The 12057-nt window shown below is 61.5% G+C and carries 13 protein-coding genes; 9 read left to right on the top strand and 4 right to left on the bottom strand.

The annotated features are described in order from the left end of the window. Positions 1–3: 3 nt before the first annotated feature. From BTW08_RS11210 to BTW08_RS11175, 8 genes are all read left to right on the top strand, one after another. Positions 4–1296, top strand: a complete 1293-nt coding sequence (locus tag BTW08_RS11210; protein WP_075562610.1) for an adenylosuccinate synthase — start codon at positions 4–6, stop codon at positions 1294–1296. 196 nt (positions 1297–1492) lie between these two features. Beyond that, a complete protein-coding gene (locus tag BTW08_RS11205; RefSeq protein ID WP_075562609.1) occupies positions 1493–1969 on the top strand; it encodes an SUF system Fe-S cluster assembly regulator in 477 nt (158 codons plus the stop codon). 106 nt (positions 1970–2075) lie between these two features. Then, positions 2076–3518 carry a Fe-S cluster assembly protein SufB gene (gene sufB, locus BTW08_RS11200; protein WP_075562608.1) on the top strand — a complete coding sequence of 481 codons (1443 nt, stop codon included), beginning with the start codon at positions 2076–2078 and terminating at the stop codon, positions 3516–3518. Positions 3519–3593: 75 nt separating this feature from the next. Continuing rightward, on the top strand, positions 3594–4346 hold the full coding sequence (sufC, locus tag BTW08_RS11195; protein WP_075562607.1) for a Fe-S cluster assembly ATPase SufC: 753 nt from the start codon (positions 3594–3596) through the stop codon (positions 4344–4346). Then, on the top strand, positions 4343–5680 hold the full coding sequence (gene sufD / locus BTW08_RS11190; RefSeq protein ID WP_075562606.1) for a Fe-S cluster assembly protein SufD: 1338 nt from the start codon (positions 4343–4345) through the stop codon (positions 5678–5680). Before sufC ends, sufD begins: the two co-directional genes overlap by 4 nt. A gap of 1 nt (position 5681) precedes the next feature. Beyond that, positions 5682–6923: a cysteine desulfurase gene (locus BTW08_RS11185; protein WP_075562605.1), complete on the top strand. Its 1242-nt coding sequence runs from the start codon at positions 5682–5684 to the stop codon at positions 6921–6923. A 52-nt stretch (positions 6924–6975) separates the two neighbouring features. After that, entirely contained in the window at positions 6976–7539 is a 564-nt protein-coding gene (gene sufT / locus BTW08_RS11180) for a putative Fe-S cluster assembly protein SufT (protein ID WP_075562604.1), read from the top strand. A gap of 158 nt (positions 7540–7697) precedes the next feature. After that, positions 7698–8357 carry an ElyC/SanA/YdcF family protein gene (locus BTW08_RS11175; RefSeq protein WP_075562603.1) on the top strand — a complete coding sequence of 220 codons (660 nt, stop codon included), beginning with the start codon at positions 7698–7700 and terminating at the stop codon, positions 8355–8357. 49 nt (positions 8358–8406) lie between these two features. Here BTW08_RS11175 and BTW08_RS11170 read toward each other — a convergent pair whose 3' ends face one another. From BTW08_RS11170 to BTW08_RS11155, 4 genes are all read right to left on the bottom strand, one after another. Beyond that, positions 8407–8847, bottom strand: coding sequence for a hypothetical protein (locus BTW08_RS11170; protein ID WP_075562602.1), 441 nt, complete (start codon positions 8845–8847; stop codon positions 8407–8409). Positions 8848–8958: 111 nt separating this feature from the next. Then, a complete protein-coding gene (gene rimK, locus BTW08_RS11165) occupies positions 8959–9867 on the bottom strand; it encodes a 30S ribosomal protein S6--L-glutamate ligase (protein ID WP_075562601.1) in 909 nt (302 codons plus the stop codon). A gap of 49 nt (positions 9868–9916) precedes the next feature. Next, complete coding sequence (locus BTW08_RS11160) at positions 9917–10354, bottom strand: RimK/LysX family protein (protein ID WP_075562600.1); 438 nt, start codon at positions 10352–10354, stop codon at positions 9917–9919. Between the two features lie 4 nt (positions 10355–10358). Then, the gene (locus tag BTW08_RS11155) at positions 10359–11414 is read right to left on the bottom strand and encodes a DUF3549 family protein (RefSeq protein WP_075562599.1); all 1056 of its coding nucleotides are present in this window, start codon (positions 11412–11414) and stop codon (positions 10359–10361) included. Between the two features lie 259 nt (positions 11415–11673). On the opposite strand from BTW08_RS11155, the gene BTW08_RS11150 reads away from it, so the two are divergent. After that, the gene (locus tag BTW08_RS11150) at positions 11674–12039 is read left to right on the top strand and encodes a YqcC family protein (RefSeq protein ID WP_075562598.1); all 366 of its coding nucleotides are present in this window, start codon (positions 11674–11676) and stop codon (positions 12037–12039) included. Positions 12040–12057 lie beyond the last annotated feature (18 nt).

Raw genomic sequence — 12057 nt, 5'->3', positions numbered from 1 at the left:
GCAATGGGCAAGAACGTAGTCGTATTGGGTACTCAGTGGGGCGACGAAGGCAAGGGTAAGGTCGTCGATCTGCTGACCGAGTCTGCCAGCGCCGTGGTGCGATTCCAGGGCGGGCACAACGCCGGTCATACCCTGGTGATCGACGGCCACAAGACCGTCCTGCACCTGATTCCCTCCGGCGTGTTGCGCGATGACAATATCTGCGTGATCGGCAATGGCGTGGTGCTGTCGCCGGAAGCGCTGATGGAGGAGATCAAGGAGCTCGAGGCCAAGGGCGTGCCGGTGCGCGAGCGCCTGCGGCTGTCGCCGGCTTGTCCATTGATCCTGCCTTACCACGTGCGTCTCGATCAGGCGCGCGAGAAGGCGCGAGGCGTCGCCAAGATCGGTACGACCGGTCGCGGGATCGGCCCTGCCTATGAGGACAAGGTCGCGCGTCGGGGCCTGCGCCTGGGCGACATGCTGCACCGCGAGCGCTTCGCGTCAAAGCTTGGGGAGGTGCTCGATTATCACAATTTCGTGCTGACTCGCTATCACGGTGAGCCGGCCGTCGACTTCCAGGAAGTGCTCGACCAGGCGATGGCGTTCGCCGAAGAGCTGCGGCCGATGGTCTGCGATACGGTCTCGCTGGTTCACGATATTCGCAAGTCCGGCGAGAACATCCTGTTCGAAGGCGCCCAGGGTTCGTTGCTGGATATCGATCACGGTACCTATCCCTACGTCACCAGCTCCAATACCACTGCTGGCGGCACGGCCACCGGCTCTGGCGTCGGTCCGCTCTATCTCGATTACGTGCTGGGTATCACCAAGGCGTACACCACGCGCGTCGGCTCCGGTCCGTTCCCCACCGAGCTGTTCGACGAGTTCGGGCGCCATCTGGCCGAAAAGGGCCATGAGTTCGGTGCCACGACCGGTCGCGCTCGCCGCTGCGGCTGGTTCGATGCCGTGGCCCTTCGCCATGCCGTGCAGATCAACTCGGTTTCCGGCATCTGTCTGACCAAGCTCGACGTGCTCGACGGTCTCGAGAACATCCGCGTCTGCGTCGGCTATCGCAGCAAGGATGGGGAGACCATCGACAACCCGGTGGACTCCGAGGGCTACGAAGTGATCGAGCCGCTCTATCACGATCTGCCGGGCTGGAGCGAATCCACCATCGGGGTGCGGACTATCGACGGTCTACCGGCCAACGCACGGGCCTATATTGCGTTTCTGGAAGAGGAGGTAGGTACCCCCATCGACATCATCTCTACCGGCCCCGACCGGAATGAAACGATCGTGTTGCGCAATCCGTTCGATTGATTGTTCCCCGTGCCCGAACAGACGACCCGCTGCCCATGCAGCGGGTCGTCTTGTTTGGCGCCTGTCACCGAGTCTCGATCACCGTCGTTGAGCGTGCCGTTCGCTCTTCCGGCCCCGGCCGAGGGTTCACAGCGTCTGCAAAGAGGACTAAAATGGTCCTATATGGCGGCTGTCAGGATCGAGAGGGCATCACGGCGTGCTGAAACTATCGAAAATGACGGATTACGCGGCGGTCATCATGGCCCAGATCGCGCGGGACCCGGAGCAGGCACACACCGCCTCCGAACTGGCGGCGCGCGTGAACCTTCCCCAACCGACGGTAGGCAAGACGCTCAAGATGCTTTCCCGAAGTGGGTTGCTCGAATCCCGTCGGGGTTCTCACGGCGGTTATGTGCTGTCGCGGTCTCCTGCGGAGATTACGGCCAGCGACATTATTGCCGCGATCGAGGGGCCGATCGGCATGACCGAATGCAGTCATGCCGACGGTGACTGCGAGCTGCAGAACACTTGCGGCGTTGCCGACAACTGGCAGCGGGTATCGCAGGCGATACGCACGCTGCTGGACTGTGTGACGTTGGCACATCTTGCACAGTCCAACCCGCTCAAGCTGCCCGTGCAGCTACCGATCCAGAGCGTGACGCTGCCATCGACGGTGGCATCACGCGAACATTAAGAGGGCGTGGCGAGAGCGCCGAACGACGGGAGTGGATTGCCTGATCGTCTCGGTGTCCGGGATCGCGTCTTCGTCATAAGACTCTCGGTGGAGAGGAGTGGAGACCATGGCTAGCGAAGAGATGGAGCAGTTGGTCCGTCGCGAATACAAGCAGGGATTCGTGACCGACATTGAAAGCGATACCGTGCCGCCTGGCCTGGATGAAAGCACGATCGCTTTCATTTCCCAGAAGAAGGGGGAGCCCGAGTGGATGCTCGAATGGCGTCTCGAGGCTTACCACCAATGGCTCAAGATGACGCCGCCCTCCTGGGCGCATTTGGAGTATCCCCCGATCGATTATCAGGCGATCTCCTATTTCAGCGCGCCGAAAAAGCCCGAGGATCGCCCACAGAGCCTGGACGAAGTCGATCCCAAGCTGCTGGAAACCTATGAAAAGCTGGGGATCCCGCTGCACGAGCGGGCGGCGCTGGCAGGGGTTGCGGTCGATGCGGTGTTCGACTCCGTCTCCGTGACCACGACGTTCAAGGAAAAGCTCCACGAAGCGGGCGTGATCTTCTGCTCCATTTCCGAGGCGATTCGCGAGCACCCGGAACTGGTCCGTCAATATCTGGGCACCGTGGTGCCGCAGGCGGACAACTACTTCGCAGCCCTCAACTCGGCAGTGTTCACCGACGGCTCCTTCGTCTACGTGCCGGAAGGCGTGAAATGTCCGATGGAGCTCTCCACCTATTTTCGAATCAACGCTGCCAACACCGGGCAGTTCGAGCGCACGCTGGTCATCTGCGACAAGCGGGCCCAGGTCTCCTATCTCGAGGGGTGCACCGCGCCGCAGCGCGATGAAAATCAGCTGCATGCGGCGGTCGTCGAGCTGGTCGCGTTGGAAGACGCCTACATCAAATACTCGACGGTCCAGAACTGGTACCCCGGTGATGAAGACGGCAAGGGTGGCATCTACAACTTCGTCACCAAGCGTGGCGACTGCCGTGGTGACCGCTCGCGGATCAGCTGGACGCAGGTCGAGACCGGCTCGGCGATCACCTGGAAATATCCTTCCTGCATGCTGCGCGGCAAGGAGAGTGTCGGCGAGTTCTATTCGGTCGCGGTCACCAACGGTCGTCAGCAGGCCGATACCGGCACCAAGATGATCCATATCGGCGAGAACACCCGCTCGACCATCGTCGCCAAGGGTATCGCCGCCGGCCGCAGCGACCAGGCCTATCGCGGTCTGGTCAAGATCGGTCCGCGAGCCAAGGGCGCGCGCAACTATACCCAGTGCGATTCGTTGCTGATCGGCGACCAGTGCGGGGCGCACACGTTTCCCTATCAGGAAATCGGCAATAGCACCGCGACCGTCGAGCACGAGGCGACCACCTCCAAGATCGCCGACGACCAGCTGTTCTACTGCCGTGCGCGCGGCATCGGTGAAGAAGACGCCGTCAGCATGATCGTCAACGGCTTCTGCAAGGACGTCTTCCAGGAGTTGCCGATGGAGTTTGCGGTCGAAGCGGAAGCGCTGCTCAACGTGACGCTGGAAGGTTCGGTAGGCTGATCCGCCGCCATTGTCGAATTTACACGCCAATCCGGGAGGCTGCGACGGCGGTCTCTCTTGTTTCAAGGGTTACACATGCTCGAAGTCAAAGATCTTCACGTCACCATCGAGGACAAAGTGATCCTCAAGGGTCTGAACCTGACCATCAACGCGGGTGAGGTGCACGCCATCATGGGCCCGAACGGCGCGGGCAAGTCGACATTGTCGGCCGTGATCGCCGGCAAGGACGGTTACGAGGTCACCCAGGGCACGATTCTGTTCGAAGGCCAGGATGTGCTCGAGATGGAAATCGAGGAGCGTGCTCGCGCCGGTCTGTTACTGGGCTTCCAGTACCCGATTGAGATCCCCGGGGTCAAGAATATCTACCTGCTAAAGGCCGCGCTCAATGCGCAGCGCGCCGCGCGGGGTGAGGGCGAAATCCCGGCGCCGGAATTCATGAAGCTGGTGCGCGAGAAGAGCGCCGAGATGAAGATGGATCCCAGTTTCCTGCAGCGCGCGGTCAACGAAGGGTTTTCCGGCGGCGAGAAAAAACGTAACGAGATTCTGCAGATGCTGATTCTGCAGCCGAAGCTCGCGATGCTCGACGAGATCGACTCCGGGCTCGATATCGATGCGATGAAGGTCGTCGCCGATGGCGTCAATTCGCTACGCAACGCCGATCGCGCGATCCTGCTGGTGACCCACTATCAGCGCTTGCTCAATCATATCGTGCCGGATCACGTCCACGTGCTGGTCGACGGCCGCATCGTCAAGAGTGGTGGCAAGGAGCTGGCGCTCGAACTCGAAGATCGGGGCTATGACTGGGTGCTCGAGGAGTCTGTCGCATGAGTGCAGCGGAACGCTTTCTTCAGCGTCTGACCGCACGCCGTGCCGACGATCCGAGCTGGGTTGCGGCACGTCGTCAGGCCGGCGCGGCGCGATTCGAGGCGATGGGCTTTCCGACCCGTCGTGACGAACATTGGAAATATACCGACGTGCGTCGTATCGCCGAGGGCGACTTCGCCCTGGCCACGGACGCCGCGTTCGATACCACCCGCTTCGACGAGCAGCGCCTGGATATCGACGCCTATCGTCTGGTTCTGGTCGATGGCCGGTTCAGTGCGGCGCTTTCCGAGCTCGACGGACTGCCTGCCGGGGTTTCCGTCGAGCCGCTGTCGCAGGCGCTCGAAGCCAATCACGAGTCTGTTGGCGGCTCGCTGGGTCGTCTTGCCGGGGTCGATTTTTCGCCCTTTACCGCGCTCAACACGGCGTTCGCCGACGAGGGTGCCGTCATTCGCCTGGCTGCTGGCACGGTCGTCGACAAGCCGATCTACCTGTTGATGCTGTCACGCGCTGACGCACAGCCGGTGATGAGCCATCCGCGGGTGCTGATCGAAGCCGGCGCGCGCGCCGAGGCAACGGTCATCGAGCACTATTCGGGAGAGCCGGAAGCGGCGAATTTCACCAATGTGGTGACCGAGGTGCTGCTCGATCGGGGCGCGATCATCGATCATTACAAGCTGCAGGAAGCGGCGCTGACGGATCTGCATGTGGCCAGCATTCATGTCGACCAAGGTCGCGATAGCCACTTCAACTCGTACAATCTCAATCTCGGTGGTGCGCTGGTGCGCACGGATCTGGTGACGGATCTGAACGCCGAGGGCGCCGAGGCGGCCTACAACGGGCTGTTCTTCGTCCAGGGCCGTCAGCACGTCGACAACCACACGCTGGTCAATCATAACGCGCCGCGCACGTTCTCCAACGAGAACTACAAGGGCGTGCTCGACGACCGCTCTCGAGGTGTCTTCAACGGCAAGGTCTTCGTCAAGAAGGACGCGCAGCAGATCGAGGCGTATCAGAACAACGCCAACCTGTTGCTATCCGATCGTGCCGAAATCGATACCAAGCCGGAGCTGGTGATCTATGCCGACGACGTCAAGTGCTCCCACGGCGCCACCACCGGTCAGCTCGACGAGGAAGCCGTCTATGCGCTGCGTAGTCGCGGTATCGACGAGCCGATGGCGCGGGCGTTGCTGACCCTGGCGTTCGTCGGCGAGGTCATGGACAAGGTGGGCCTCAACGTCATTGCCGAACGCGTCGAGAGGGCTGTCGCGGGTCGTCTGCCGGAGCGCTTCAACCTGGCGGAGCTGGTCGAGACCGCCGAGGCCATTCAGGAGACTTGAAATGACGGCGCTCACCGATTTGACGCTGGACCTGGCGGCGATTCGCCAGGATTTCCCGATCCTGGAACGGGAGGTCCACGGCCAGCCGCTGATCTATCTCGATAACGCGGCCACCAGCCAGACGCCGGTGGCGGTCATCGACAGTCTCAGCGACTACTATCGCCGTTACAACGCCAATATTCATCGCGGCCTGCACACCTTGGCCGACGAGGCGACCGCGGCCTATGAAGGCGTGCGTTCCACTGTCCAGCGGCATATCAACGCGTTCGAGCCGCGCGAGATCGTGTTTACCCGAGGCACCACCGAAGCGATCAATCTGGTGGCCAACAGCTGGGGGCGCGCCAATCTGAAGGCGGGTGACGAAGTGATGGTCTCGTTGATGGAACATCACTCCAACATCGTGCCGTGGCAGTTGCTCGAGCGCGAGCTGGGCATCGTGATCAGGGTCATCCCCGTCGATTCACGCGGCGTCCTCGATCTCGAGGCCTATCGGGAAATGCTCGGCGAGCGAACCCGGCTGGTCTGCGTCAATCATGTCTCCAATGCCCTGGGAACGATCAATCCGATCGCCGACATCGCCCGTGATGCGCATGCCAACGGCGCATTGATCCTGGTCGATGGCGCCCAGGCGGTGCCGCATCAGGCAGTCGATGTGCAAGCCCTGGATGCCGATTTCTACGCGTTTTCGGGCCACAAGGTGTACGGGCCGATGGGCGCGGGGGCGCTATACGTCAAGGCGTCCATACTCGAGGCGATGCCGCCATGGCAGGGCGGCGGGGAGATGATCTCGCGCGTCTCCTTCGATCGCGGCACCGAATTTGCCGCTATTCCCAACCGCTTCGAGGCGGGTACGCCGGCCGTGGCCGACGTCATCGCCATGGGTGCGGCGCTGGACTGGGTCAATGCGCTCGGTATCGAACGGCTGTCGGCGTGGGAGCATTGGCTGCTGGATCACGCCACCCAGAAGCTCGAACAGATCGATGGCCTGCGGATCATCGGCACGGCGCCTAACAAGGCCGGCGTGATCTCGTTCGTCGTCGACGGTGCTCACTCTCAGGATATCGGGCTGCTGATCGACCAGTTGGGCGTGGCGATTCGCACCGGGCATCATTGTGCCCAGCCGGTATTGAACCATTTCGGTGTCGAGGCGACTTGCCGGGCTTCTCTGGCCGTGTACAACACGCCCGAAGAAGTCGATGCTTTCGTCGAGGCGCTTCAGCGCGTGCTGGGCATGCTGCGCTGAGCCGGCCCCGTCACCGGGCGTATCCGGGCCGGCCATTCTGTCAGGAGCGACGATGGATACCCTAAACGAGGTCTACAAGGGCCAGGAAATGCCGCTGCAGCGGGACGTCGAGGTAATCTCGATCCCGTTCGGCAAGACCATCACGCTGTCTGAAGACAGTACGGTCGTGGTCATGCAGGCCAAGGGCAGCTCGATCAGTGTCAGTTTCGAAGGGCGTCTCTATCTGATCGAAGGACATGACTTCGACGCGCTGGGGCTCAAGTCACTCGAGCGGCCGACGCTGGATCCCGAGGCTACGGAAGCGGAGATGGAGCGCTTCGTCTGGGATCAGCTGCGGACCTGTTTCGATCCGGAGATACCGGTCAATATCGTCGATTTGGGTCTGGTCTACGGCTGCCGTCTCGAGCGCCTGCTCACCGGTGAACTCATGGTCACCATTCGCATGACGCTGACGGCGCCTGGCTGCGGGATGGGAGACGTCATCGCCGAGGATGCGCGGCGCAAGATACTGGGGGCCTCGCAGTTCTCCAAGGTTCACGTGGAAATCGTTTTCGATCCGCCGTGGAGCCGTGAGATGATGAGCGAAGAGGCACGCCTCGAGCTGGGCATGTTCTAGGCGCCTGGCAAAAAGCGCCTGACTGACCCTCGAACTGCACGAGCCGGTTTCTGGCAGAGCAACGAACGCAATATGTTGATCGATACCCCCACACGCTATTCGATTCCCGATGACCGCCCTCAGCGGCCGCTTTCCGCTCATCACCGTCACGTTGATTCATGCTTCGGTTACTGAAGGGGCTACTCAAGACCTTGGCAGCCTGCGCGCTGTTGCTAACGGTCGGGGTGGTGGTCATCAACCTGTGGATCCTGCAGAAGACCCACGCTCGCATCGAGCATGAGGTACCGCTGTGTGTCGCGCAGCCGGTCGGGCTGGTCTTTGGTACCGCCCAGTGGCTCCGGCAGGGCGGTTCCAACCCTTACTTCAAGGCCCGGATCGAGACCTCGGCGGAGTTGCTGCGACTTCATCGAATCCAGCATCTACTGCTGTCCGGCGACAATCGTACACGTTATTACAACGAGCCCATCAACATGTGGCGCTCCCTGCGTCATCGCAATGTCGACGATGAATACATGACGCTCGACTATGCCGGTTTCAGTACGTTCGATAGCGTGGTGCGCGCCAAGGAAGTATTTGGCGCGGGTCGCCTGATGCTGATATCGCAGGACTGGCATCTACCGCGGGCCCTGTTCATCGCCGACGCCCTGGGAGTCGAGGCTTCCGGTTGTGCAGTACCCGACGACGGGGTCGACGGCGAGTGGCGGCTGCGGGTGCGTGAGTGGCTCGCCCGTGCCGCCACCTTTGGAGATCTCTACATCTGGGGCAGGGAGCCATATTTCCTGGGGCCGCTGGAGCCAATCCGGCTATCGCCGCCTTAGGCTCTCGTCTTGCCCGCCTGTTGATCGGTCGGGCGGATCGGATCGCCTGTCAGCGTTGGCGCTGCTGCAGCTTGTTGATCTCTCGAATCAATGCGCGGCAGTTTTTCCAGCAGCGCTCCAGCGTCGGCTCCAGCACTTCTGGTAGCGGATGGGTGAAAGCGTTGCCCAGCGCCTGCATCAACACGCGTTCCTGCTCGAGGAGTTCTCCCAGCAGGACGGCGCTGTCGTTGCCGACGAAGCTCTTGATGCGGCTCCATAGCCACAGATAGTCATCGCGTTCGACGTCGGCATCGCGGGGCAGGATATCGAGATGTTCGCGAACCAGCTGCTGTAGTTCGCGCATGGCGACCCCACGTTCCTCGTAATGGGGTTTCAGGGCATTACGCAACGCCGGTCGCAGGCGATCGAGATTGTCCTGAAAATAATCGAGACTGTCGGCCAGCGCTTCGAGAACGCTGTCCATCGCCACTTGGCGATTGTCGAGAAACATGTGCGGCCACCTCCTGAAGTGACACAAATTGTGCGGCCGGAAACACTGTTTTGCTACCCCTCAAAGCAGAAAATTTAGCATTTTCGGCTATTTGTTCCATTTCTCCTCGATCTAGCCTTTGGGCTTCGGCGGCGCCTTGCGCGGCGTGCTGGCATTTTTCTGCAGATGCTCGATGATCAGGCCCGCAATGTCCTTGCCGGTTGCCGATTCGATGCCCTGCAGGCCGGGCGACGAATTGACTTCCATGATCACCGGGCCGTGGTTGGAACGCAGCAGATCGACGCCGGCGACACCCAGCCCCATCGCCTTGGCCGCGCGAATCGCGGTAGAGCGCTCTTCGGGGGTGATGCGAATGACGCTGGCGGTGCCGCCACGGTGCAGGTTCGAACGAAATTCACCTTCGGCGGCCTGACGCTTCATCGAGGCAACGACCTTGTCACCGATCACGAAACAGCGAATGTCGGCCCCCTTAGCTTCCTTGATGTACTCCTGAACCATGATGTTGGCTTTCATTCCCATGAACGCCTGGATCACCGACTCGGCGGCCTGATTGGTTTCCGCCAGCACCACGCCGATACCCTGCGTGCCCTCCAGCAACTTGATCACCAGCGGCGCGCCCTTGACCATGGTGATCAGGTCGGGAATGTCGTCAGGCGAATGGGCGAAGCCGGTAATCGGGAGGCCCAGCCCCTTGCGCGACAGCAGCTGCAGCGAGCGCAGCTTGTCGCGAGAGCGAGTAATGGCGACCGAGTCGTTGAGCACGTAGGTGCTCATCATCTCGAACTGACGCAGTACAGCGCAGCCGTAGAACGTCACGGAGGCGCCGATACGCGGCACGATGGCGTCGAACGGCTCGATTTCCTCGCCCTTGTAGTGAATCGACGGCCGGTGTGAGGCGATATTCATGTAGCAGCGCAGCGTATCGACCACGCGGGCGGTGTGTCCGCGCGCTTCGGCAGCCTCGATCAGACGGCGCGTCGAGTAGAGGTTGCGATTGCGTGACAAGATGCCGATGTGCATGCGCGAAAGGCTCCGTAGCGTGGATGAGAGGGCGAAGTGGAAGGGGCGGTCAGGGGTCACCGTGCAGGAAGGCGGCACCCGGGGCAACCAGTAGCCGCCGCATGGCGCGTCTGCCCAGCAGCATGGGGTGACGCATGTCGCTGCGGTCGGTCAAAGTCAGTTCGATGGGAAATTCCAGCTCCCCCAGTATAAGGCGCGTGCGAATGACGTACCGCCATTCCTGATGGCCGTTGGAACTTCTGACTCGGCGGCGATCGTGCAACGGGAGCTGACATTCGTGTTGCGCAATGGGCTGACCGCTCGAGCGGGTAATGAAGCGAACCCAGGGATGACCGCCTTCCTCGTAGGGTTCGATCTGCTCTGCATGCAGGGCGGACGTACGAGCACCGGTGTCCGCTTTGCAGCAGAGCGTCATGTGAAGATCCGGCAGCGTGACCATCTCGCGTCGGCCGATGATCGCCTGGGCCTGGTACGGCAATGCTTTCATGGATTCAGATGTTCCCTTCTCTGACGAGCCGACCCAGGGAGGAGTCCGCAGGCGCCTGACGCAACATCATCAATATGGGCAGCCGCAGGCGCGGGATCAATGCCAAATCGTGCACGACAGGACGAAAGTTGGCATCCTGGCAGTTCGCCAGCCGCTCGAGGAACCGCGCGAGACGAGATTCATGCTCGAGATGATGCCAGCCGCGTGCGGCGATGGCCGCCAGACAGTCGGCCGCCATGAGATCCTCGTCATCGAGAATGCGATCCAGCCAATCGCCGACTCGGGTATCGTCGCTGCCCAGCATCGCTCTCAACAAGGCGCAGAACGTTTCGATATCCTGTCGTTGTCTTGCGTCGCCCATCGCTTCCCATAACGACGGCAGGAGATCGGCGGGCGTGTCGCCATGTTCCATCAGGTAGCACAGCGGGAGAACGACTTCTCTCGGCAGTGTGTCCAGGCGCGAGATCAGCGCGCGGGTAACGGCCGGGTCCTGGGCGACGACCTGATCGGCCAGCCCCTGAAGACCGAGCATCTGCCAGTTGAGCGTGTCGTCTCCCATCAGATAACGGCGTGCCATGTCCGAATGCGATGACGACGGTTGCTCGAACCGGCGAGACAGGCGAGCATGCAGCAGCGCGCGTTGATGCAGTTCCGGCTCGAACGCCAGCGGGTTGTCCTGCATGAGATTGTCCTGCATCAGATTGCTCTGAGCCAGAATCCCTTGCGTCACATCGCCCGGTGGCTGGACATCGGTGGAGGCCGGTTGGGTGCTCAGCGTCAGTAGCAGGCGATCGAGAAACGCATCGCGTGCAGCAGGCACCAGCAGCCCTTGCTCGTCCAGCGGCAGCGACAGGAACCAGATCGCCGGGTCCCCTTGCAGCGCGGGCCAGTGCAGGGCACAGGCTACCTGGGCATGGCCATTCCAGGGTAACGGCCAGGGTTGGCGTTCCTGTTCGAAGGCGGTGAAAGTGTCACGGCTGATCGGTGTCACACGCCGGCCCAGGGCCGACAGCGCAAGCTCGGCGCGACTGGTCGTGAAAAAATCGCTCAGCGTCTGCATGGTAGAGAGCCGTCATGTCCATCGAGGCGCGCACTGTAACGTGCAGGGGTGACGCTGGATAGGGTATGGCCAAAAATTGAACAGCCTCTTCGATCGCATGTCTCATGCCGGATTGGCACAAGTGTCCCAAGTTTATCCACAGGCTCTTTCAAGGTTTCTGTGCGCAACCCGAAGACGGCGCTCAAGCGCTTTGGCAGCATCGAAGAACGACAGCACTAAAGAAAGACAGCACCGAAGAACGAAAGCAACAGGAGAAAGCATGACGGTAACGGGAGAAGTGATCTCATCGAAGGGCCCAGAGGCTAGCCACGATGGATTGGCGCGGGCACTGCGCGAGCTGGAAGCCGAGCTGGCAAGCGCCGGGCTGTGGGAGGTACCCTGGCCGGAGCCTTCGGCATTCGAGAGTCAGCAGCCATTTTGTGTCGATACGATGTCGATGCCGCAGTGGTTGCGCTACGTCTTCATTGCTCGTCTGTGGGCACTGGTCGATGCCCGAGCGACCCTGCCGGCCAGTTGCGACGTCGCGCCGGCAATGGAGGTATGGCTCAAGGACGTTCCTGCCGCGCGGAAGGCGCCGCTGCTCGAGAAGCTCGCCGAAGTCGATCGGATCGTGACCCGAGCGTAATCATCGTTAGGCAAATCA

It is taken from the genome of Salinicola sp. MH3R3-1 (assembly GCF_001937155.1).
GTDB classification, from domain to species: domain Bacteria; phylum Pseudomonadota; class Gammaproteobacteria; order Pseudomonadales; family Halomonadaceae; genus Salinicola; species Salinicola halophyticus.
Note: the sequence above shows the minus strand (reverse complement) of the source record. Positions and strands in the feature narration are given on the sequence as shown.

Excerpts from the sequence above, each read along its gene's own strand:
- sufB (WP_075562608.1), top strand. The coding sequence starts at position 2,076 with ATGGCTAGCGAAGAGATGGAGCAGTTGGTCCGTCGCGAATACAAGCAG.
- sufC (WP_075562607.1), top strand. The coding sequence starts at position 3,594 with ATGCTCGAAGTCAAAGATCTTCACGTCACCATCGAGGACAAAGTGATC.
- BTW08_RS11155 (WP_075562599.1), bottom strand. The coding sequence starts at position 11,414 with ATGCAGACGCTGAGCGATTTTTTCACGACCAGTCGCGCCGAGCTTGCG.
- BTW08_RS11150 (WP_075562598.1), top strand. The coding sequence starts at position 11,674 with ATGACGGTAACGGGAGAAGTGATCTCATCGAAGGGCCCAGAGGCTAGC.
- BTW08_RS11170 (WP_075562602.1), bottom strand. The coding sequence starts at position 8,847 with ATGTTTCTCGACAATCGCCAAGTGGCGATGGACAGCGTTCTCGAAGCG.
- BTW08_RS11210 (WP_075562610.1), top strand. The coding sequence starts at position 4 with ATGGGCAAGAACGTAGTCGTATTGGGTACTCAGTGGGGCGACGAAGGC.
- BTW08_RS11185 (WP_075562605.1), top strand. The coding sequence starts at position 5,682 with ATGACGGCGCTCACCGATTTGACGCTGGACCTGGCGGCGATTCGCCAG.
- rimK (WP_075562601.1), bottom strand. The coding sequence starts at position 9,867 with ATGCACATCGGCATCTTGTCACGCAATCGCAACCTCTACTCGACGCGC.
- BTW08_RS11160 (WP_075562600.1), bottom strand. The coding sequence starts at position 10,354 with ATGAAAGCATTGCCGTACCAGGCCCAGGCGATCATCGGCCGACGCGAG.
- BTW08_RS11175 (WP_075562603.1), top strand. The coding sequence starts at position 7,698 with ATGCTTCGGTTACTGAAGGGGCTACTCAAGACCTTGGCAGCCTGCGCG.
- sufD (WP_075562606.1), top strand. The coding sequence starts at position 4,343 with ATGAGTGCAGCGGAACGCTTTCTTCAGCGTCTGACCGCACGCCGTGCC.
- sufT (WP_075562604.1), top strand. The coding sequence starts at position 6,976 with ATGGATACCCTAAACGAGGTCTACAAGGGCCAGGAAATGCCGCTGCAG.